At 57.9% G+C, this 19,857-nt stretch carries 18 protein-coding genes; 11 read left to right on the top strand and 7 right to left on the bottom strand.

The window, feature by feature from the left end; genetic code table 11:
- The first annotated feature begins 121 nt into the window (after positions 1 to 121).
- Both COL8621_RS17770 and COL8621_RS17765 read left to right on the top strand, forming a co-directional pair.
- Positions 122 to 859, top strand: a complete 738-nt coding sequence (locus tag COL8621_RS17770; RefSeq protein WP_093968845.1) for a GntR family transcriptional regulator — start codon at positions 122 to 124, stop codon at positions 857 to 859.
- A 133-nt stretch (positions 860 to 992) separates the two neighbouring features.
- On the top strand, positions 993 to 2,195 hold the full coding sequence (locus COL8621_RS17765; RefSeq protein ID WP_093968771.1) for a cytochrome b/b6 domain-containing protein: 1,203 nt from the start codon (positions 993 to 995) through the stop codon (positions 2,193 to 2,195).
- A gap of 64 nt (positions 2,196 to 2,259) precedes the next feature.
- Here COL8621_RS17765 and COL8621_RS17760 read toward each other — a convergent pair whose 3' ends face one another.
- Together COL8621_RS17760 and COL8621_RS17755 are read right to left on the bottom strand one after the other, a co-directional pair.
- Positions 2,260 to 2,835 (bottom strand): YceI family protein, encoded by a 576-nt coding sequence (locus COL8621_RS17760; protein ID WP_093968770.1) that lies wholly within the window; start codon positions 2,833 to 2,835, stop codon positions 2,260 to 2,262.
- A 123-nt stretch (positions 2,836 to 2,958) separates the two neighbouring features.
- The gene (locus COL8621_RS17755) at positions 2,959 to 4,260 is read right to left on the bottom strand and encodes an NtaA/DmoA family FMN-dependent monooxygenase (protein WP_093968769.1); all 1,302 of its coding nucleotides are present in this window, start codon (positions 4,258 to 4,260) and stop codon (positions 2,959 to 2,961) included.
- Between the two features lie 107 nt (positions 4,261 to 4,367).
- Between COL8621_RS17755 and COL8621_RS17750 the strand changes: the two genes are divergently transcribed.
- Genes COL8621_RS17750 through COL8621_RS17735 form a run of 4 tightly spaced genes read left to right on the top strand, consistent with a single transcriptional unit; the run spans position 4,368 to position 8,210 of the window.
- The gene (locus tag COL8621_RS17750) at positions 4,368 to 5,147 is read left to right on the top strand and encodes an ABC transporter ATP-binding protein (protein WP_093968768.1); all 780 of its coding nucleotides are present in this window, start codon (positions 4,368 to 4,370) and stop codon (positions 5,145 to 5,147) included.
- On the top strand, positions 5,144 to 6,169 hold the full coding sequence (locus tag COL8621_RS17745; RefSeq protein WP_235823941.1) for a FecCD family ABC transporter permease: 1,026 nt from the start codon (positions 5,144 to 5,146) through the stop codon (positions 6,167 to 6,169). Before COL8621_RS17750 ends, COL8621_RS17745 begins: the two co-directional genes overlap by 4 nt.
- Positions 6,166 to 7,233 (top strand): FecCD family ABC transporter permease, encoded by a 1,068-nt coding sequence (locus COL8621_RS17740; RefSeq protein WP_093968767.1) that lies wholly within the window; start codon positions 6,166 to 6,168, stop codon positions 7,231 to 7,233. The genes COL8621_RS17745 and COL8621_RS17740 overlap by 4 nt, the downstream gene beginning before the upstream one ends.
- Positions 7,234 to 7,244: 11 nt before the next feature.
- Complete coding sequence (locus tag COL8621_RS17735; protein ID WP_093968843.1) at positions 7,245 to 8,210, top strand: ABC transporter substrate-binding protein; 966 nt, start codon at positions 7,245 to 7,247, stop codon at positions 8,208 to 8,210.
- A 51-nt stretch (positions 8,211 to 8,261) separates the two neighbouring features.
- Here the strand turns inward: COL8621_RS17735 and COL8621_RS17730 are convergent, their stop codons facing one another.
- Positions 8,262 to 10,343 (bottom strand): TonB-dependent receptor, encoded by a 2,082-nt coding sequence (locus COL8621_RS17730; RefSeq protein ID WP_093968766.1) that lies wholly within the window; start codon positions 10,341 to 10,343, stop codon positions 8,262 to 8,264.
- Between the two features lie 240 nt (positions 10,344 to 10,583).
- Here COL8621_RS17730 and COL8621_RS17725 point away from each other — a divergent pair, with 240 nt between their 5' ends.
- Together COL8621_RS17725 and COL8621_RS17720 are read left to right on the top strand one after the other, a co-directional pair.
- Positions 10,584 to 11,384 carry an IclR family transcriptional regulator gene (locus COL8621_RS17725; protein ID WP_093968765.1) on the top strand — a complete coding sequence of 267 codons (801 nt, stop codon included), beginning with the start codon at positions 10,584 to 10,586 and terminating at the stop codon, positions 11,382 to 11,384.
- A 100-nt stretch (positions 11,385 to 11,484) separates the two neighbouring features.
- Positions 11,485 to 11,784: a DUF2218 domain-containing protein gene (locus tag COL8621_RS17720; RefSeq protein WP_093968764.1), complete on the top strand. Its 300-nt coding sequence runs from the start codon at positions 11,485 to 11,487 to the stop codon at positions 11,782 to 11,784.
- Positions 11,785 to 11,887: 103 nt separating this feature from the next.
- Here the strand turns inward: COL8621_RS17720 and COL8621_RS17715 are convergent, their stop codons facing one another.
- Positions 11,888 to 12,379, bottom strand: coding sequence for an SLATT domain-containing protein (locus tag COL8621_RS17715; RefSeq protein WP_176438539.1), 492 nt, complete (start codon positions 12,377 to 12,379; stop codon positions 11,888 to 11,890).
- A gap of 218 nt (positions 12,380 to 12,597) precedes the next feature.
- On the opposite strand from COL8621_RS17715, the gene COL8621_RS17710 reads away from it, so the two are divergent.
- A complete protein-coding gene (locus COL8621_RS17710) occupies positions 12,598 to 13,668 on the top strand; it encodes a tyrosine-type recombinase/integrase (protein WP_093968762.1) in 1,071 nt (356 codons plus the stop codon).
- Positions 13,669 to 13,673: 5 nt separating this feature from the next.
- Here the strand turns inward: COL8621_RS17710 and COL8621_RS17705 are convergent, their stop codons facing one another.
- Positions 13,674 to 14,924: a replication initiation protein gene (locus tag COL8621_RS17705; RefSeq protein ID WP_093968761.1), complete on the bottom strand. Its 1,251-nt coding sequence runs from the start codon at positions 14,922 to 14,924 to the stop codon at positions 13,674 to 13,676.
- A 559-nt stretch (positions 14,925 to 15,483) separates the two neighbouring features.
- Between COL8621_RS17705 and COL8621_RS17700 the strand changes: the two genes are divergently transcribed.
- The gene (locus COL8621_RS17700; RefSeq protein WP_093968760.1) at positions 15,484 to 16,869 is read left to right on the top strand and encodes an AAA family ATPase; all 1,386 of its coding nucleotides are present in this window, start codon (positions 15,484 to 15,486) and stop codon (positions 16,867 to 16,869) included.
- Positions 16,862 to 17,914 (top strand): ParB/RepB/Spo0J family partition protein, encoded by a 1,053-nt coding sequence (locus COL8621_RS17695; RefSeq protein ID WP_093968759.1) that lies wholly within the window; start codon positions 16,862 to 16,864, stop codon positions 17,912 to 17,914. The genes COL8621_RS17700 and COL8621_RS17695 overlap by 8 nt, the downstream gene beginning before the upstream one ends.
- 73 nt (positions 17,915 to 17,987) lie before the next feature.
- Here COL8621_RS17695 and COL8621_RS17690 read toward each other — a convergent pair whose 3' ends face one another.
- Together COL8621_RS17690 and COL8621_RS17685 are read right to left on the bottom strand one after the other, a co-directional pair.
- Positions 17,988 to 19,001: a nucleotidyltransferase family protein gene (locus COL8621_RS17690; RefSeq protein WP_093968758.1), complete on the bottom strand. Its 1,014-nt coding sequence runs from the start codon at positions 18,999 to 19,001 to the stop codon at positions 17,988 to 17,990.
- A 72-nt stretch (positions 19,002 to 19,073) separates the two neighbouring features.
- A complete protein-coding gene (locus tag COL8621_RS17685; RefSeq protein ID WP_093968757.1) occupies positions 19,074 to 19,799 on the bottom strand; it encodes a GntR family transcriptional regulator in 726 nt (241 codons plus the stop codon).
- Positions 19,800 to 19,857 lie beyond the last annotated feature (58 nt).

The following is a 19,857-nucleotide window of genomic DNA, read 5'->3' as shown; positions in this document are numbered from 1 at the left end:
CCTGATCAGCCGGATGCCCTCGCCCTTACATCTTATACGCTAATATATTAGATTACCGATGCTTGCAACTTTTCCCGCCAATGGTCAAAATAAGCCTTGCCCAAAAAGGATGCGTACCAAGATGCCGATCCAAGAAAACTTCGCGGATGTCCTTAACCGTTTGGGCGCGCCGGTCGCTTCGGGCAATCAATCGGCTTCTGCACGCACGTTGGATTCACTGCGCCGACGCATCATTTCACTAGAGCTACCACCAGAAACGGTCTTGTCACGTAGTGAACTGGCCCGTGAATACAAAATCAGCCAAACGCCACTGCGCGACGCCCTGCAAAAGCTAGAGGCCGAAGGGCTGGTTGATATCTATCCGCAATCCAAAACGCTGGTCACGCGTATCGACTCCGGGCAAATCCACGAAGCACATTTCCTGCGCCTCGCGGTTGAGGTTGAGGTTGTGCGCATTCTGGCGAAAACCGCTGACGACGCGACGATTGCCCGCCTTCGTACCATCGTGGCCATGCAAGAAGCCCTTGCCGAAAACCCCGACGAAATGGGCGCCTTCCAAGATCTTGATGAGGTGTTCCACCAAGCCATGATGTCGGCCGCAGGTCAGGCGGGGCTGCATGGGTTGATCCGCGCGCAATCGGGCCACCTGAACCGGGTTCGTCGGCTTGATATGCCAGACAACCAAAAGATCAGGCGCATTCTGGACGGCCACAAACGCATCATCGCCGCGCTAGAGGCCCATGACCCCGACGAAGCTGTGGCAGCGATACGCGAACACCTAAGCCAGACCGTCAGCCGCATCGAGATATTGCGCGCGCAATACCCTGAATATTTCCGCCCCGTTGCACAGGCAGACTAAAGGCGCGTTTTGGGCTGGTGGGCACCGGGCCCCAGCTGACTCTCTAAATACGCATAAATTACGTGCGTATATTTCGGATTGCTCTTGCAGGCGTATCCCGTACCCAGTGCTCAGGTTTTAGAGGATACCCACAATGCCCCTTTCCAACACCAATGAGCGGTTCGGCTCTGTCTCCAAGGCATTTCATTGGCTGACTGCACTGTTGATCATCACGCTGATCCCGCTGGGGATCATTGCCAACGATATGGGCTTTGACACATCCGAAGCACTTGCACGCAAGGCGTTCCTCTTTTCCCTGCACAAGACGCTTGGTGTCACCGTATTTTTTGTCGCGCTGCTGCGCATTCTCTGGGCTTTTACGCAGACGCGCCCGGGGTTTTTAAACACCGACAAACCCGCAGAAACCTTTATGGCAGAGATGGTGCATTGGCTGCTTTATGCGGCGTTGGTTCTGGTTCCGCTGACTGGATGGATACACCACGCCGCCACAACGGGGTTCGCGCCGATTTGGTGGCCCTTCGGCCAAGAATTACCTTTTGTCCCCAAATCCGAAAACCTTGCCGAAACGTTTTCGGCGCTGCACATCATCTTTGAACGCGTGCTTTTGGTGTCTATCCTGCTGCATGTGGCAGGGGCACTTAAGCATCATTTTGTTGATCGTGACGCGACACTGAAACGTATGTGGTTCGCCACCAAAGAAGCGCCGCAGACATCACCCCACACCACGCATCACGCCCCGCGTATCGCCGCCGTTTTTGTCTATGTTCTGGCAATTGGGATCGGCGCCGCGATGGGCCTCCTCTCGCACCATGATGATCCAGTTACCGCACAGCCACAACTGGCAAGCGTTGACAGCGGATGGACGGTTCAGGACGGCACGCTGGGCATTCAGATACACCAATTCGGAAGCACCGTTGACGGGTCGTTCACCGACTGGACCGCCGCGATCAATTTTACCGAACAGGCCACCAACGGCGTGCACGGCGATGTAACGGTGGAAATTTCGATCCCAAGCCTGACACTGGGGTCTGTCACCTCGCAGGCGCTTGGCCCCGATTTCTTTGATGCGGCCACCTTCGCCACAGCCACCTTTAACGCAACAATAGAACCGCACGAGGCGGGCTATGCCGCCGATGGAACGCTTACCCTGAAAGGGCAAGAAATGCCTGTGACCTTGCTGTTTGACTTAACCATCGAAGGTGACACCGCAACCATGTCAGGGAAAACCACGCTGGATCGGCGCGACTTTGCTATCGGTAATAACTATGCCGACGAAAGCTCGCTCGCTTTCCCGGTAGAGGTAACCGTGAACCTTACCGCAGTGCGCACCCAATAGGCCGCACCTAACAAAAAAAGCCGCCCGTAATGGGCGGCTTTCATGCTGTTTGGTTACTGCGGGTTTAGTCGGCCAGACCAGCTTCGATCGAAATCATCACCTCAACTTCGTCGCTTACCGCTGGTGCAAATGCGCCAAGGTTGAAATCTGAACGCTTCAGCGTCGTCGTCGCGTCAAAGCCAGCCCAAGGTTTTTGCTGCATTGGGTGATCGGCGCTGCCGTTCAGCTTGGCGTCCAGAACGACCGATTTCACCACATCGTTCATCGACAGATCGCCGGTGATTTTGGCGGTATTGTCGCCTGTCACTTCGATGCTGGTCGATGTGAAAGTAACCAGATCAGTATCTTCCGCGCCGAAAAAGTCTTCGGACATAAAGTGACCGTCGCGCTGTTCCCAACCGGTAAACATGGATTTCACAGGCATGGAAACCGTAACGGACGATGCCGCTGGATCTTCCTGATCGAACATGATTTCGCCCTCAAAGCCCGAGAACATGCCGTGAGTGGTCGAAAACCCAAAGTGATTGTAAGAAAAGATCACTTGGCTGTGGCTTGCGTCCAGAACGTATTTCTGAGGCGCTGCAAGGGCGGAAGTGGCCGTCGCGGCGACAAGCGCTGCGGCAAGGGCGAGGTGTTTCATAACGTTAAACTCCGTAAGGGGATAATTTCATGGCCTTAAAGTGCTTAAATTCCCCCAATCGGCAACTGGGGAAAAATGAACATATTGTGTTCGCAAACACCTAAGCCCCCTCTTTGGTGCGCCTTATTCTTCTGTCAGGAGCCCCAATAAGGTCGTGGCGGTATAGTCGCGGCGGAACAATCCCAGATCGCTTAGGGCGGGTATGACCTCGTCCAGCGACAGGTGCATTGATGTCACTGACCCGCCGGGCACACAGACAAACCCGTCAATCGCGCCTGCCTCGGCCCATTGGCGGATCGCATCGACAGCATCACCAACAGTCCCGATAACCTGCCAATGGGCCGAACCGATGACCTCTGGCCGTTCCAACAGTGCATCGGGCGTGGGCGCGTCACGCTCTATCATCCGGCGCAGCAGGTTCGAATGGGTCCGGCTGCGCGGGTTTTCCGGGGCGGGCGGCAGGTCCTTGGCGGTGATCGGGCGATCACCCGGCCATTCGGTTAGATCAAGCCCCGTCATTGCCAACACATTCGCAATCCGCTGTGCACGGGTGTTGCGCGCATGCGTGTCCAGAAACAATTCGCGCGCCTCTTTCCGGGTGGGGGCCAGATACAGGCTAAGGCCGGGTAACAGCCGAATATCCCCTGCACTTCGGCCAATGCCCGCGGCGCGGTCGCGCAAATCTTTGCGCAGATCAATGGCGGCCTGCATATCAGGGGTCGACGCAAAGATCGCATCCGAAACTGAGGCCGCGAAATCACGCCCAGGCCCGGATGCCCCTGCCTGAACCAACGGAACGCGCGCGTCTTTATAGCTGGGCAAGTTCAGCGGCCCTTCGACGGTGAAATGGGCGCCCTGATGGTTGATCGGCTGAACTTGCGCTGGGTCGGCAAAACGCCCCGCCGCGCGATCAATCCGCAGCGCATCGTTGGGGAAACTGTCCCACAGGGCGCGCACCACTTCGGTGAATTCTGCCGCGCGGGCATATCGCTGATCGGCGGGCGGCATGTGTTGTTGTCCGAAATTGCGATTACCGTCCAGCGCGGTGACAATATTCCACCCCGCGCGCCCGCCGCTAAGCCAATGCAGCGACATCAACTGCCGCGCCACCACGTAAGGCGGCAAAAAGGTCGTAGAGACGGTCGAAAGCAGCCCGATATGCGATGTTTCTTTCGCGATGGCGGCCAACAGCAGCGTCGGGTCAAGGCTGGCAAATCCGGGACCCGTTTCCAGCGCGGCCGGGTTCAGGAACAGCGTGTCTGGCCGAAACACGAAATCTAATTTCGCCGCCTCTGCCCGTTGGGCGATATCCACGTAAAACTCTGGTGAAAACAGATTGTTGACCCCGCTATCGGGGCGGCGCCATGCCTCTCCGCTTAGCCAAGTTGGCGACAGGGACATACCGATCCGAAGTTTGCCAGTCATTAGGGCACCTTTTCACCTGTCATGGGGCCGCAGCGGCTCATTTTCGAATTGCTGACCTTTTTACTATGATTTACCGTGCAGGCAAGTTTTAACGTAGGGAACGCGCGGTGTTGGATGTAAACGAAGTCACCGTCTCGTACGGAGCGACCCCGGTTCTGGACGGCGTGTCGGCGCGGTTTAAGGCCGGACGTTTCACCGCCATCGCAGGCCCCAACGGCTGTGGGAAATCAACGCTGCTAAGCGCGGTCATGGGTTTGATCCCCGTTGACGGCGGAATCGTAAATTTGGACGGCACGCCGATACATACACTTCCTCGGCGCACCTTGGCGCGGCGCGCGGCCTACTTGCCGCAGGAAAACCATTGCCCTGATTACATGACCGTGGGCGAGGTCATCGAACTTGCCGGGCACGCCCGATATGGCCTGATGGGCGGCCCTTCGGACGATGACCGCAGCCTGTTTCAAGACGCGTTAAAGGCCGTGGGTCTGGAAGACATGGCCCATCGCCGGATGAGCGTGCTGTCTGGCGGCCAGCGTCAGCGGGCGTGGATCGCGATGTTGCTGGCGCAGGATGCCCCCTGCATCTTGATGGACGAGCCAGTGAACCACATCGACATGACCCACCAATACGCCGTGCTTTCGTTGATGTCCGATCTGGCACGCCAACAAGGGCGCACCGTCATCTGCGTCCTGCACGACCTGAATTTGGCGGCAACCTTTGCCGATGACATTGTGCTGATGCGCGACGGGCGCGTGTCCGCGTCGGGGCCTGTGGACGAGACGATCACCCCCGACAACGTGGCGCGGGTTTTCGGCATGCAGGCCGACATTTTCACACGCAACGGACGGCTTGTTTGCCTTCCTGACTCGGCTCCCGCGCAGCCATGAACCGACCGCTCCCCATGCGATTTGTCGGTTTGGCCGCCGCAATGCTGGCCTTGTTCGGCGCATTGGCCGCGCATCTTGCCATTGGGGTCAGCTTGATCCCCCTGCCGGATATTGCCGCCGCCCTGTTTCGGTTTGATCCGGACTCTTACGACCACACAGTGCTGCGGCTGCAACGACTGCCGCGCGCGCTGATTGCGGCATACGCTGGCGCGGCGATGGCTGTGGCGGGTGTCGTGCTGCAAGGGCTAACACGAAATCCGCTGGCCGCACCTGCAACACTGGGTATCAATGCTGGCGCCGCGCTGGCCGTCGTTCTGGGCAGTCAACTGTTTGGGCTTGGCCTTTGGGCGCAGGGCCTGGCGGCCTTTGCTGGTGGGGCGGCTGGGTTTTGGCTTAGCTTTGGCGTGGCCCGCCTGACCGGTTTGTCACGCGATCCGCGCGGGCTGGCATTGATCCTGTCGGGGGCCTTGGTTTCAATGCTGTTGGTGGGTGTTACCAACGCCGTGCTTCTGGCCGATCCGCAACGTCGGTCGGACCTGCTGGGATGGATCGCGGGCAATATCAACCACGTTTATGCCGACAGGCTGTATGCGTTTTGGTGGGCTGGCGCGTTTGCATTTTTGCTGCTTATGGTGCTGGCGCGCCCCCTGACGCTGATCCAGCTTGGCCATGACAAGGCGGCCTCGGCCGGGGTGCGTGTGGCGTTGGTCACACGTGCCGCACTTGGGGCGGTTGCGCTGGCGGCGGCTTCGGCGGTGGCGATCTGCGGGCCGGTGGGTTTTGTCGGATTGGTGGTGCCCCATATCGCCCGCCCGCTGGTGGGCGCATCAATGCGGATGTTGTTGCCAGTCTGCGCGCTGATGGGTGCAACGCTTTGCCTGTTGGCTGACCTTGGCGCGCGGACGTTGTTCCTCCCTTATATCCTTCACACAGGTATTGTGCTGGACCTGCTGGGCGGCGTGGTCTTTGCGGTGATCGTAAAGCGGGTCTATCTGCGCCCCGGCGCGGAGCGGCCAGTATGAAGGCCGCACGCGCCCTTGATGGTCGCCGTATCCTGCGGCTGAACAGCGGGTTGCAAATACGGCTGGGCAACCTAATCGCGGCGGTTGGTTTGGCTGTCACGGCGGCGATGCTGGCAATTGCCGCGCTGATGCTGGGCCATGCGCAGATTTCCACTGGCGATCTGGTCCGCGCACTTTCCGGTGGCGAGTTATCGGGGGACCAACTGTTTGCGATAATTGAGGTCCGCGCCCCACGCATTGCGATCGGGTTCATGGCCGGGTGGTGCGTGGCGGTGACCGGCGCGATGTTGCAATCGCTGGCCCGCAATCCGCTGGCCGATCCCGGGCTGCTGGGGCTAAGTCAGGGCGCGATGGTCACGATCATGCTGGTGCTGGTCTTTGCCCCCAATGCCCCAACGGGATTCATCCCACTGGCCGCGTTGGTCGGCGGGTTGGGCGTTGCAGCCATTCTTGGCCTGCTTGCCGGAACTGACAGATCCGGCGGCTTGGCCATCCTGTTGATCGGGATTGCGGTGGAAACCGTCCTGTCGTCGGTGTCGTCAATCCTGATCCTTTATGCGCCGCCCGAAACCTCTTACGCGCTCGCAAGCTGGATGTCGGGATCGCTGTTCAGCGCAAGTTGGCCGCGCACCGCTGCCATCCTGCCATGGTGCGCGCTTAGCTTGCCGGTGATCTGGCTGGCCGGGCCGGTTTTGCGGGCGCTGGATCTGGGGGCGCCGCGGGCCTTATCGCTTGGCGTGGGTCTGTCGCGGGCACAGCCTGCAATTTTGGTGGCCGCCGTGCTGCTGAATTCAGCTGCGGTTACGGCGGTGGGGCCGCTGATCTTTCTGGGCGTCATGGCCCCGCATCTGGCCAGCTTTCTGTCACCGGCCAGCGGCCGCGCGCGGTTGCTGCTATCGGGTATGACCGGCGGGTTGCTTGTTATAAGCGCCGATATCCTGACCCGCGCCGGGCTGGTGCAGGCCGCGCTGCCAATCGGGCTAAGCCTAACAATCCTTGGCGTTCCCCTGTTCATCATCGCCCTGCGCCTAAGGGCGCTGCGCATCCATTCCTTGTCGACATGAAAGGCACCGCAATGCGACTTTTCCCCTTGCTCTGCGCCTTGCTAATGGCGCTTCCCGCCGCAGCTGATCCTCAACAGCACGACGTGACCGATGCCACTGGCCGGACGGTCACAATCCCCGATACGTCCACGCGGATCGTGGTGTTGCACGAACCAATGCTGGGCCTACCCTTGTTCGATCTGGGGATTGAGGTTCTGGGCAGCTATGGGCGAAGCGACGATGGCCAAGTGATGACAGCAGTGAATTTTCCGCAAACCGTTCTGGGGGAACGTGCCCCCGCGCATCCGCCCGCCGGGATCGGGCCGTTCGGCAATATCGACCTTGAAAAGCTGCGCGCCCTGAAGCCCGATCTTATTCTTGGCACCGAATACGATGCCGACAAGGCAGCGCGCCTGTCTTCGGTCGCGCCGGTGTACCTTCAAAATACTGGCACCGGACGGGTGCGCGGCATCGAAACCCAAGCGGCGCTGGCGGCACTTTTGGGCCATCAGGATGCGTTTGAGACCCGTCGGTCGCAATACGACGCGCGGCTGGAACGCACCCGCGAAGCACTCCCATTCGACCCAAAGGGCAAATCCTATCTGGCGGTCATCATCCACGACCAGATCAACCTTGTCGGAGAGATGTCGGGCATGGTCCAAGCGATCGAAGATCTGGGCCTGCACCGCGATACCCTGACAGGCGCGGGGGCGATCAACGGGTTGGGCTCTAACTTCGCCGCACCCATCAGTGCCGAGTCTTTTATGCGATTGAACCCCGACGTGCTGATCGTGATGAACAGCTATATGAACGAAGCCCGCGACGCCCCCGCGATCCGCGACCGGTTGGATAAAATCGCGCCGGGGTGGGCGCGTTTCCTGAAACCCGCGCGCGAAGGTCGTGTGCTGTTCCTTGATTCCGCGCGGGTGACCACGCCCACATTGGCCAGCGCCGAACACACGCTGGATGCTGTGGCCGATTGGGTCGCCCAGAAATGAAAACAGCGGGCCGTTTCTGGCCCGCCGTCATTTGCTTCATGGCTGTTAAGGTCAGAAGTTGACCTTAAGCCCAAGACCGAATTCACGCGGGGTCACGGTGGTCGCTTCGTAATAGCTTGCCGGGCGTGCGCGTGTCAGACGAATATAGGTTTCGGAATGATCGTCGAAAATGTTGTTCACATACCCGAACAGTTCCAAATTATCGCGCGGTGAATAGGCAATCCGCGCATTGGCGACAGTGAACGCATCGATCTGCGTCGTCTCGTCATTCGTGTCGTCGGAATAGTACCCGTCCGTATGTTTCACCTGAGCGCTGAACCGCAGATCCGGCGTGATGTCCCATTCGGCGCCAACACTTAGCGTAAAGTCCGGGGAACGCCCGAATTCGTTACCCTGATAATCGGCGGCGGCACTGCGGAACTTGTTAATCTCGGTCTTCAACAGACCCAAACCACCCGTCAGACGCAGATTATCGCGCGCCATGTAATCCGCGCTGAATTCCATCCCATAGGCACGGGCCTTTTCAGCGTTAACCGTAACCGCATAACCAAGGTTTTCAGGAAGGTTTGTGACGACATACCGCTGCGCGTCGGAATAGTCCGTGTAGAAAAGGTTGGCATTCAGGAACAGCCGATCCTCTAGCAAATGCGCCCGGCCGAACAGCTCATAGTTCAACGCGGTTTCTTTCTCAAAGGTCACGTATTCCATCGACGCAATATTGAGGGTAACGCCGCCCGGGGTATAACCCTTGCTGACCTGCGCACCGATGGTGGTGTTGTCAGACAGTTCATATGCAAGCGCCAGTTTCGGCAGCCATTCTTCGAACGTCTGGTCATAGTTCAGATCATTGTTCGCAAGGCTAGAGACACCGTCGCGTTGAATCCGGTCACGCTGATACCGCAGACCACCTGTCAGGGTCCAACGATCGGCAAAGCGCCAGTTCATTTCTGTAAACAGGCCCAGGCTGGTCTTGGTGTCGTCATAGATAGACATCGCACCCAGATTCAGCATTTCGTCCGACTCTGTCTCAGACATGTACAGACCGGCAACCCCACTAAACACCGACACGTCATCACCAAAGGTCACGCGGGTTTCGTTGGACAAATTGGTCTGATCGATCTGCGCTGTGCCACTGGTTACCGGTTCGGTCACGCGGTCGGTCAGCATCTCGGAATATTGCAGCTTGTTGGTGATCGTCACGGCACCGGTCAGGTCATAGCTGACATCGGCAATCGCGGTGTCGGTACGCTGCCGCCAGCTGGGGTTCGCGCTTGCGATACTTTCCAGATCTTCGAACGGTTCGGTCGCGGCCTCCCATGTGGGGCGGTTTGTGTCGGTGTGCGAAAAGGTCAGCTTGGCTTCCAGCTCTGGCATGTCGGTCGGCTGCCACAGCAGCTTAAACCGCGCTGTCTTGGCCTCTTGGTCCAGATTGGTCGCGCCTTCGACGAAGCTTGGGTTGGTATAGTCGATGTAATTCGAGCGGCCGTAATAATCCAACGACAGGCGTGCAGCGACCTGATCCGACAGCGGGCCCGAAACGGCCAATGACGCACGTTTCATGTCGTTAGAGCCGAACTGAAGCTGCGCCGCACCTTCGCGCACGAAGGTCGGGTCTTTGGTGTTCACCACGATGGCACCCGCGATGCTGTTCGCACCCTGCGCACTATTCTGCGGGCCGCGGAACACCTCTATGCTGTCGACATCCCATGCCGAGGTCGAGCTGAAGACCAGCTCGTTATAGCTGAGGTAGTGACCATCCACGTTAACCGCCGCGCGGGGCGAGGTGCCGCCCAAAAACGCGTTGGCACCCGAATTCGGCCCCTCTGCGTCTTGACCACGGATCGTTGGCGCACCCCCCTGCCCGCCAGTGGCGGAATACAGCACGTTGGGCACGTCCAAAATCGCATCTGCTATAGAGTCGTTTTCAACCTCGTTCTCAAGCTCGTCTTCCGTCACCACGGTGACCGACGTCGCCGTCTTATCCAGATTGCGCGTGAAAACTTCGCCCGTCACGACGATCGGGGCAAGTTCGATTGTTTCGGGGTTTTCGACGGCTTGTGCAAAAGCCAGTGGCGCAAGTGTTGATGCGATGCAGGCACCGCCCAACAGCTTCGCGATTGCACGCTTTTTCATTTTCTCACCTAACCAGTTTTAAAGGCTGGCTGGCGTGTTCCGCTTGCTGCCGGTGTTTGTCCCACCATCACAGAAAAAGGAACGTGTTCCGATGCCTGTTGGCGGCGCGATTCCACTATACAGAATGCTTTCCACTTTACAACCAGTCAGCGGGTTTCTTAGGTTACTGTGACCCTATTATTCAGTGACTTGCTCGTTAGCAGCGCATAGCCGTCCCCAATCCTCAACCCGAGGCTGCACATGAACGCCAAGAAGACCACGCCAGACCACAGCCAGCCGGCCGAAAAACGCACTGGTATGATCCAGTCGGTCGCCATCGCGGCGCGCTTCTTGAACGTCCTCGCCAATGCAGAAGAACCGCTGGCCCTTGGTGTGATCGCGCGCCGGACCGATACCGGTGCCTCCAGCGCGCACCGCTATCTGCAAAGTTTGGTGAAGGAACAGCTGGCCGCGCAAGATCCTGTTAGCGGGCTGTACGATCTAGGCCCCGCCGCCCTAAACGTTGGGATCGCCGCCCTGCGCCGCATCGACCCCGTTGAAATTGCTGCCGCCCATATGAAAAGCTTGACGGGCAACAGTGCTGCCAGTGGCGGCGTCGCTATCTGGACAGAGCGCGGCCCCACGCTGGTCCGCTGGTATCGCAGCGCCTTTTTCTCGGTCAACTCTGTCGCGCTGGGGGATGTTCTGCCGCTGGACAACACCGCATGCGGGCTGGTGTTTCAGGCCTTTTTGCCAGCCGCTCGCGTGGATGCGGCGCGGCAAATGCAGCCGGAACATTTTCGCGGAGCGCCCCCGCATGACGACGTGCTGGCTAACATCCGCGCCACTGGCCACGCCGAAATGTCGAACCACCTGTTGCCCCATGTGACCGGGCAGGCTGTCCCGGTATTCGACGCCCAGCAAGAGATTGCGTGCGTGATGACCACCGTCGCCAATCTGGGCCAAAACGCTGGCGACCAGAAGGCGCTCCTTCAGGCCGCGTTAGCGGTGGCACAAGAAACCGGCGGAACGACCCCGTTTCAAGGTTTTGATGCCAACTGACCACCCGGCCTTCTTCTGCATGGCTGATGCCTTAATGGCGGCTTGATGTCAGGGGGGCACCAATGCATTATCCGACAAAAATATTCAGGAAAGGGCTGCCGTGTACGCCGCTAAGTCAGTTTACAAGACATCGAATGGGTCCAAATACCTACAACAACTGTGCAAACATTTCTCTCACAAGGTGGATGTCACCTATGACGCACAGCAGGGCGAATGCGAATTGTCATCGGGTCCTGCGCTGATAAAGGCTGACGCTGAAGGCATTTCTTTTCACCTGACTGGACAAGACCCCGAAGGAATAATCTTGGCCAAATACGTCATCGACTCTCACCTTGTGACCTTCGCCCACCGCGAGAACTTTACCGGCCTAAGCTGGACTGTCACCCAGGAAAACACCTGAGGTCTGGATTGAAAGCCGCCATGCCTTGTCACCAAGTTGGCTGAGGCTGTCGCCGACGTTGGCGAAGCCGTGGCTTACCCACGGAACCCATAAATTGGAGCCGTTATTTATGAGAAATACGCGCAATCCATTGGGTGTGTTCCCGAGAGAACGCAGATTCTGCTTCGGCTACGAACTCCGCAAGCTCCCGTGCGTTGGAAACTTCTTCGAACTGGCTCTTTAGCTTTTGAATCTCTAGGGCGGTCAAACTGTAAGACGCTGAAAGCTCTGAATACCGCTTTGCCTGCGCATAGCCCAAAAGGCTTGCAGCAAGAACAAGGAGTGGCTCGGACGCCCATAAGATGGTTTTGCCCACAACCGGAAAGGCCAATTGTCCGACTGCCGAAAGGATGGCCAAGCCATAACCAGTGCCGATCATTACAACAAAAATGCGCGAAACGCTTTTGTTGCTTCGTGCCTTATAGGCATACCAGCTTAGCTGGTTGTCGATCCTTTCGTTCAGGTAAATTTTTTGTCGTACTAAACAACGCTCTACCCCCAGAGGATCAAGCGGCACATCATCTACCGGCAGCGGTCCCTCTCCTGACAAAAACACGACGCAATCAAACGCTTGCCCCCCGAGGGGTGATCCGACGCCGCAATCGGTTGGTGCCCAAAGTTTCCCGCAGTTTTGGCGGTCGTATTCGCGCGAACTCCGCCAAACACTAGCGGCGCTTGTGAGTAAATATAGGCGTATAACCGCCGCACATATCTGCAGATATTTATGTCCAATAACTTTGCATTATCGGACGCAACAGGATTATATATGAAGATATGGCCCAAAAGACCGACAAGTCACACCCTGACACCTCCCACGTTGCCACGGAAGGCGACAACGCCGTAACAGTTCCCGCAGACCTAGCGGGCTCCGGCACGCTGGACCGCCTTGTGGAAACCGCCCGTGATTATGCTCAACAATCGACGGCCGAAAACACCAACAAAGCCTACAAGAAAGACTGGGCTCATTTTGCCAGTTGGTGCCGCAGGCGCGGCGCAAATGCTCTGCCACCCTCGCCCGAACTGATCGGGCTTTATATTGCCAACTGTGCGGCGCCGGCCGATGGCTCTGCTGCTCTTTCAGTTGCGACAATCGAGCGGCGACTGTCCGGCCTTTCTTGGCATTATCAACAGCGCGGGTTCACTCTGAACCGCAAGGATCGCCACATCGCCACGATACTTGCCGGTATTCGTCGCAAGCATGCCCGCCCGCCCCTGCAAAAAGAGGCCGTGATGACCGAAGACATTCTTGCGATGGTGGCCACCCTGACCTTCGACCTACGCGGATTGCGCGACCGAGCTATTTTGTTGGTTGGCTACGCAGGGGGGCTGCGCCGTTCGGAAATTGTCAGCTTGGATCATGGGCGCGACGACACGCCAGAGAGCGGCGGTTGGATGGCGATCGAAGACAACGGAGCGCTGCTTACGTTGCGGGGTAAAACCGGCTGGCGCGAGGTTGAAATCGGGCGGGGCAGCAGCGACCAATCTTGCCCGGTGCGTGCATTGGAACAATGGCTGCACTTTTCCAAAATCGACTTTGGCCCGATATTCCGCCGCACATCACGCGACAACAAACACGTGCTGGACGCCCGCCTGTCGGACAAGCACGTCGCGCGGCTTATCAAACAAACGGTCTTGGACGCGGGCCTACGGCCTGATCTGCCCGAAAAAGAACGCCTTGCACTGTATTCGGGGCATTCTTTGCGCGCCGGTCTGGCAAGCAGCGCGGAAGTAGACGAACGTTACGTTCAGAAACAGCTTGGCCATGCGTCCGCCGAAATGACCCGGAAATATCAACGCCGCCGCGACAAGTTTCGCGTAAACCTGACCAAAGCAGCCGGGTTATAGCGCGGCTAGTCAAATGCTCCGGGGATAAGCTCTTCCCAGAACGCGAAGATTGCTGAGGCATTCAATGCAGATGTCCAGCCAAAGGTGCGAAACTCTGCCCGCGAAAGCTCGTCATCTAACGAGGCGACAAACAGGCGCTTGTCGGCATCCCTTTGCGTTGGGTTTCGCTGCGCGACCAGATCAGCAACGATAGCAAACTTGCGGGCGCGTTCGACACGTTCGGCTTGGCGCGCGTCGAACTCTTGATCTTCGATTTGCTGCTCTACCCACCGCTTTTCAGCCTGTTCAATCGCCTCTGGGCTGGGTTCCGGGTCCACACGCGGTTTATAATCCTCACGGATTGCCACCGACAGGTAATTTGCGGGCGATTTCACGTCTTTTTGCTGAGACACATAAGTCAGCTTTTCGGCGACATAGTCTTCGCCATGCTCGGCAATCCACTGCCGTACAAGCCGGTCCGACACCCCCTGCCCTATCAACGATTTGTAGACATCGGAATTCCGCAACCCGTCGCTGTCATCAATGTTGAACATGGCCAGCTGCGGGTTTTCAGATATCAGAAAGCGGATGTCAGACACCGCCCTGCCCTTCTTGCGCACCTCTGGTGTGATCAGAATGTCGGAGTTCTTGTTAACCTCGGCCACCGCTGGCTTAATGATCTTGGCGTTAAGTTGCTTGTAGCTTTCGTAATAGCTGCTGCCCTCAACACCCATCAGCTTGCGAAACACCTCTAAGGTCCACCAGCCCGTCGAACCAGTCCGCACAAAGCGATAGCAGTTCTCATACAGCGCCAGCCCGTGGCCCGAGGTAAAATTGCGCTGAATATGCACATTGATCAGCGCGTAAATCTTGGGGTCATGCAGTTTTTGCGCCAAAGCCGGCGAATACGCATATTCGCAGACGCCCGCCTTCAGCTTGGCAAATGACAGCAACGAAGAAACGCCCCATTCCTGTCGGCCGTCCTCATCCAACATATCCCATTCGGCCACGGTTTCGGCCAAGGCGCGCAGGCTGGCCCGCAATGTGTCCATGTCGTTAGAGTTATAGCCGACCATCATCGCCAAGGTCCGCGCGTCGATCGTGTGGCTGGCGGCGCTGGTGAGCGTGTCATAGGCATTCAGCAACAGCACATTAGACAGCTTGCGCTGAAGCAATGTCAGCTTGCCACTTATGTGGATCGCGGCGACATTCTTTCGCACGGTATCGCGACGCAACGCGCCGGTAAGCTGATCTGGATCTATGGTCGCCTGGGCCATTGTGTTTTCTTGTCTGCTCTGGGTGCGAGTCATCGCACAAAAGGTACCTTTATGAAAGTTTTTTCGGGTTCCATTCGGCATCCTGTAACTGGGTACCTAAGCGACGGTTTGCACAGGTTCATGCCCAAAACGGGGCGCGAAACGATGGTTTTCAGGGGTAAAAGCAGCCGAAATCGACATGAAACAGCGGAAATTCGGACGGTTTTAGGCCTACTGCGAATCGGTTCCCTCAATCCTGCTTACAGGTACCTTTGCCCCTGTAAGCAGGTACCATTAAGACCGTATATTGGCACCCAACCGCCTGTATTCAGGTCCCCAATAGCACGTAACCTATTGAAAAAAAATATTTTTTCTAAGCCAAATTCTTGAAAGATAACTAAATAAATAAAACAGTTTATGGGTGTGTCTTATTTCATCTGAGATACAGTTTCGCGGCGAAACCCAATCTGTTCACGCTCCGAATTCAAAAACTGCATCAGTCAGAGTAGAATTAGAAAGTGATGTTCGCTATTCATAGCCATATCACAGAATTCGCCACACATATCATAAGGCGCCGGAAATGAGCAAACCGCCCACCCCTACCCTTCCGCCATATCTGAACCTTGATCCAGAAGCTGCCGCTGCGCGTTTGCCTGACCCTATCGATACTGGGCGATTCGCTAAAGCCGCGGCGTTTTGTGCAAAGGGCCGGGACGATCTGACCAAACGTGGCTACGCACCCGACGGGAAAAAACGTCTGCGCAAATTCTCGACTTGGGAGATTACGAAATACCTGATCCCTGTCGCGCCTGCCCACCTTCGGCGTGTTTTGAAATCAAACCCCGACCTTCCTCAGGGCGAAGGCGACGGTCGTTCGAAGTGGTTCACTCTGGAAGAGGTTTTGATCCTGCGCCATCACTTCGCCAGTGAGGGTGTCAGCACGAAAGAATATCTGCCCTATCGCCCCAAAGACGCCCAAGCAAAGGTCGTGGCCGTCGCGAACTTCAAAGGCGGCGTGGGCAAAACCAGCACCGCCGCACATTTGGCGATGTCCGCGGCGTTGGACGGGTACAAGGTGCTGGTAATCGACCTTGATAGCCAGGGCTCTATGACCTCGATCATGGGTGGTCAGGTGCCAGATGAATGGTCCACAGTCTTTCCGCTGATCGCCAAGGATTACGCGAAAGCCGTCACCGCCGAGAACGAGGTGCGCCGCGCCGGCGGTCAGACCGAACTGCCGCTGGATGAAACCCTTCAAGAGGCGCTTCAGGTTTCGTCGCGAAACGTCATTCAGAAAACCCACTGGCCCAATATTGATCTGATCGGCGCGCAGCTGAACCTTTACTGGGCGGAATTCCAGATACCCGTTTGGCGGATGGGTCTGCGCAGTTGGCCGCTGTGGGATGGGTTGACCAACTTCTTGAACGACGAAGGGCTGTTGGACGAATACGACATCGTTCTGTTGGATACGCCCCCTGCCCTTGGTTACCTGACAATCAACGCGCTGGCCGCCGCCGATATTCTGTTGGTGCCCCTTGGCGCGTCGTACCTGGAGTTCGACTCCACCGGCCGGTTTTTCGACATGCTCTATACCACCTTCGCCTCGATCGAAGATGGTGAAAACGCGGCCCTGCGCGCGGCGGGTTTGCCTGAAATGAAGTTCGAGTGGGATGTAGTGCGCGCCATTGTCACCCGGTTCGACGCCGCCCAACAAACCGACATGGCCAACGTTATACAGGCCTATTTCGGTGATTTCATGAACGCCTATCGTCAGGAATACACCGCGCTGGTCGGTCAGGCGGGCGAACAAGTGAACGGCATTTACGAAGCGGATTATCGCGATTTTAACCGCGATACATACGTCCGTGGGCGCGAAACTTTTGATCGCACCTATGCTGAATTCAAAGAGCTTTTGATCGGCTGCTGGTGGCGCGATGTGAATATGGAAGGGTCTGAAGATGGCTAAACGCAAAAGACTTACCGCCCCAGATGCGCAGGTTCTGCAGGATCTAGAGGAAGGTTTCGCCGCGAAACCGTTGGAAACGAAGTCCATGAAGCCGCCCATCGCCCAAGTCGCGGGCGAGGCTGCGGCCCTTGCTGGCATGGCAAACGTGACCGACCGCGCCGAAGCTGCGCGTGACAAGGCGGATGCCGATCTTTACCGCGCGGCCAGTACCGCCGGGATGGTGGCGCAGCCTGTGGCGCTCGATCAGATCGATGCCGATTACATCCGCCGCGACCGGATCGTTGAAGATGCCGAAGCGATGGCCGAACTTGTGGCCTCAATCAAACAACGCGGTTTGCGCAGCCCGATCGAGGTGACGCAGACAGACGAAGGTTTTGGACTAATCTCGGGCTTCCGGCGGGTTCAGGCGTTTCGCCAGCTGGCGGCTACCAATCCAGAGTTCGCTAATATCCCGGCGTTCCTCCGCGAAGCTGGTGCAGGGGCCGCGGCCTATGTTTCGATGGTCGAAGAGAATGAGGTGCGCGCGAACCTAAGCCATTATGAACGCGGGCGGATCGCGGTTCTGTCCGTCGGGCAGGGGGTGTTCCCATCTGTCGAGGCTGCGGTTGATACGTTGTTCCAAGCTGCGTCAAAGGCAAAACGGTCAAAAGTGCGCAGCTTTGCCGTGGTCCACGAAGGGCTGGGCGATTTGTTGCGGTTTCCCGCTGCGTTGACTGAACGGGCGGGCCTGAAGCTGGCCGGTGCGTTGAGGGCCGGGGAGCAGCCCCGCTTACGCGCGGCACTGGACGAGGGCGACCCACAGGACCCCACAGCCGAATGGCGGCTTCTGGAGGCCGCTCTGACGGGCGTAACGCCTGACCGTGACCCATCGAAGGGTGGGCGCCCTCAGCAGGTGACAACGCTGGACGAGGTGGCGTTGAAAAAGGGCGGTACGCTTGGCGCTCAGATCTCGGGTGACAAGCTGCGGATCGACCTGAAGGGCAGGGTGGTTAACCCCGACACGGCCCGTCGCATCATGCAGCATATTGAAAGGTTGCTAGGGTAGGGGAGTTTCGCGGCGAAACCCGCTTGGGCGTGCGCAGGGCTTTGAAATGGGTGCGCCAGCACCGGGCTGAAAGTCAAACTGCAAGCGCAGCTTTTGCATTGGGCATGCGTTCCAAACTGGCTGCGATCCTTTCGCGCCATTTTGGGCCCCGGCTTTGGGCGTCTTCATATGCGTCTTGCAGATCGTCGGGGCGATCTTCGGCAAGGACAGAGATCAGGAAGCCAGCCTGCCGCCGGTCTTTGGAGGCTTTCAGCGCATCCCGCCCCTTGCGCCGGTCGGCCACGATCAGCTTGTGGATGGCGAACCGTTCGGGCCGGGGGATTTGGACCATGACGCCGCTGCGATACAGGATCGCGGCCTTGATGGGTTCCGCAATCAGATAGTTCAGGTGATGTAGCGCCTGCGCCTCGACACCCAAGGCGGGCAGGGGGCGGCGGCCTTCGTCTGCGCCAAACGATGGGGTCAGGAATTCGACCAACGTATCGCCGCGTGATTGCCGCCAGCGCCAGGTTTTCCCCGGCTCTAACCCCGGAACCGGGTCAAAGGAAAAATCTGTCAGGACATCACTGACCGTCGGCGCGGTGACGTCCCCCAAGGCAAGGGACAGGCGTTCAAAGCTGGCAATGTCGATGTCATCGGTTTGTGCGGCCTGATCAGCGCCAAAGCGCACGCCAAGCTCCCCCTCGTACAGGCGAAAAGCGTGGGTGCCGACGATGGTTCCCCCCAGACGAAACACGCCCGCTGCGGCCATGGCTGACAGCAGGCTGCCGGTGGCGGCATCAAGGCTCATGAATCCTTCGGCGCGTAGCAGGCGTACCAGACGTGCGCGGCTTCTGCGCCGCGTTTCAAGGTTGGCCTTTAGCGCGGCATGACGGGACAGGCGGTCGCGCAATGCGTCACTATCTTCGCCGATATAGTGTTTTCGGACATCCGAGCCGACGCGATAGCTGTCGTACCAATAAACCCTGCCGTTGCGTTCGACCCGCGTTGGGGTTCCGCGCAGATCGGCGACGGCGTCATCCATCAGCGAGCGAAGTAGGTCGTGATAGGCCGCATGGGCAATGGCAGAGTGGCGGGCGATGGTCATGTTCAACACATTTAAGTTTTGTTGAACATAGCGCAATGTTCAACAAAATTCAACGTTGTTGAACACCATCGGTTATTCGGGGTTTGAAAAATACTCTGGAAACTCGGCCCGCAGGCTGGAAATACGCATGATCGTGCCGCTGATATGGTCCCGCATCGCGTTCCCCGCCTGATCGGGATCACCTTTTTCGATGCCATCAATGATCGCCATGTGGCTTTTTACGATGTCCTGCATCTTACCCTCGCGAGGGAGCTCTAGCCGCTGACACCGCGCAAGATGCCCCAACCGGCCAATCAGCATTTCGTGCAAACCTTCCATTCCGAGAGAGTTGAACAGAGTGGCGTGAAAGGCCCGGTCTAGCTGATTGAACATTGCCATTTGCGTCGTGTCACCGGCCAACGCGCCCTGCATTTTTACGAACGTGCGGGCCCGCGTGATGACCGCTTTGTCGCATTCTTCGGCGGCGCGCTTTACGATTTCTGTTTCGATGGCGACGCGCAGCAGGTGGGTTTCCTTCAGTTGTTTTTCGTCAATCCGTGCCACGACGGTTTTGGATTGCGGAAAGATTTCGATCAGGCCATCGCGCTCCAATTTTTGAAGCGCCTCGCGGATGGGGGTTTGGCTGACGGAATATGTCTTCGTCAGATCGCTGCGCGAAATCATGGTGTCTGGCGGCATCTCTAGGTCGATGATCCGGCGGCGCAGATCATCATACACCCGCGAAGCGGCGGACCGTCCCGAAGGCGTGGCCACCAAATTTCCGATTGTCAGCACGGTATGCGCGTTGGTGTTTTCCATTGTGTCCACGCTTTCAAGGGCGGGGTGAGATTCGCAAGTTTAAAAAAGAAACTCCACG

It is taken from the genome of Actibacterium lipolyticum, from assembly GCF_900184935.1.
Classification (GTDB): domain Bacteria; phylum Pseudomonadota; class Alphaproteobacteria; order Rhodobacterales; family Rhodobacteraceae; genus Actibacterium_A; species Actibacterium_A lipolyticum.
This window is presented reverse-complemented; position numbering and strand designations above follow the sequence as displayed.

What these genes read in the sequence shown, in the direction of transcription:
- COL8621_RS17725 (WP_093968765.1), top strand. Translation starts at nt 10,584, where the DNA reads ATGAACGCCAAGAAGACCACGCCAGACCACAGCCAGCCGGCCGAAAAA.
- COL8621_RS17735 (WP_093968843.1), top strand. Translation starts at nt 7,245, where the DNA reads ATGCGACTTTTCCCCTTGCTCTGCGCCTTGCTAATGGCGCTTCCCGCC.
- COL8621_RS17705 (WP_093968761.1), bottom strand. Translation starts at nt 14,924, where the DNA reads ATGGCCCAGGCGACCATAGATCCAGATCAGCTTACCGGCGCGTTGCGT.
- COL8621_RS17755 (WP_093968769.1), bottom strand. Translation starts at nt 4,260, where the DNA reads ATGACTGGCAAACTTCGGATCGGTATGTCCCTGTCGCCAACTTGGCTA.
- COL8621_RS17690 (WP_093968758.1), bottom strand. Translation starts at nt 19,001, where the DNA reads ATGACCATCGCCCGCCACTCTGCCATTGCCCATGCGGCCTATCACGAC.
- COL8621_RS17765 (WP_093968771.1), top strand. Translation starts at nt 993, where the DNA reads ATGCCCCTTTCCAACACCAATGAGCGGTTCGGCTCTGTCTCCAAGGCA.
- COL8621_RS17760 (WP_093968770.1), bottom strand. Translation starts at nt 2,835, where the DNA reads ATGAAACACCTCGCCCTTGCCGCAGCGCTTGTCGCCGCGACGGCCACT.
- COL8621_RS17770 (WP_093968845.1), top strand. Translation starts at nt 122, where the DNA reads ATGCCGATCCAAGAAAACTTCGCGGATGTCCTTAACCGTTTGGGCGCG.
- COL8621_RS17700 (WP_093968760.1), top strand. Translation starts at nt 15,484, where the DNA reads ATGAGCAAACCGCCCACCCCTACCCTTCCGCCATATCTGAACCTTGAT.
- COL8621_RS17685 (WP_093968757.1), bottom strand. Translation starts at nt 19,799, where the DNA reads ATGGAAAACACCAACGCGCATACCGTGCTGACAATCGGAAATTTGGTG.
- COL8621_RS17695 (WP_093968759.1), top strand. Translation starts at nt 16,862, where the DNA reads ATGGCTAAACGCAAAAGACTTACCGCCCCAGATGCGCAGGTTCTGCAG.
- COL8621_RS17740 (WP_093968767.1), top strand. Translation starts at nt 6,166, where the DNA reads ATGAAGGCCGCACGCGCCCTTGATGGTCGCCGTATCCTGCGGCTGAAC.
- COL8621_RS17730 (WP_093968766.1), bottom strand. Translation starts at nt 10,343, where the DNA reads ATGAAAAAGCGTGCAATCGCGAAGCTGTTGGGCGGTGCCTGCATCGCA.
- COL8621_RS17745 (WP_235823941.1), top strand. Translation starts at nt 5,144, where the DNA reads ATGAACCGACCGCTCCCCATGCGATTTGTCGGTTTGGCCGCCGCAATG.
- COL8621_RS17710 (WP_093968762.1), top strand. Translation starts at nt 12,598, where the DNA reads ATGGCCCAAAAGACCGACAAGTCACACCCTGACACCTCCCACGTTGCC.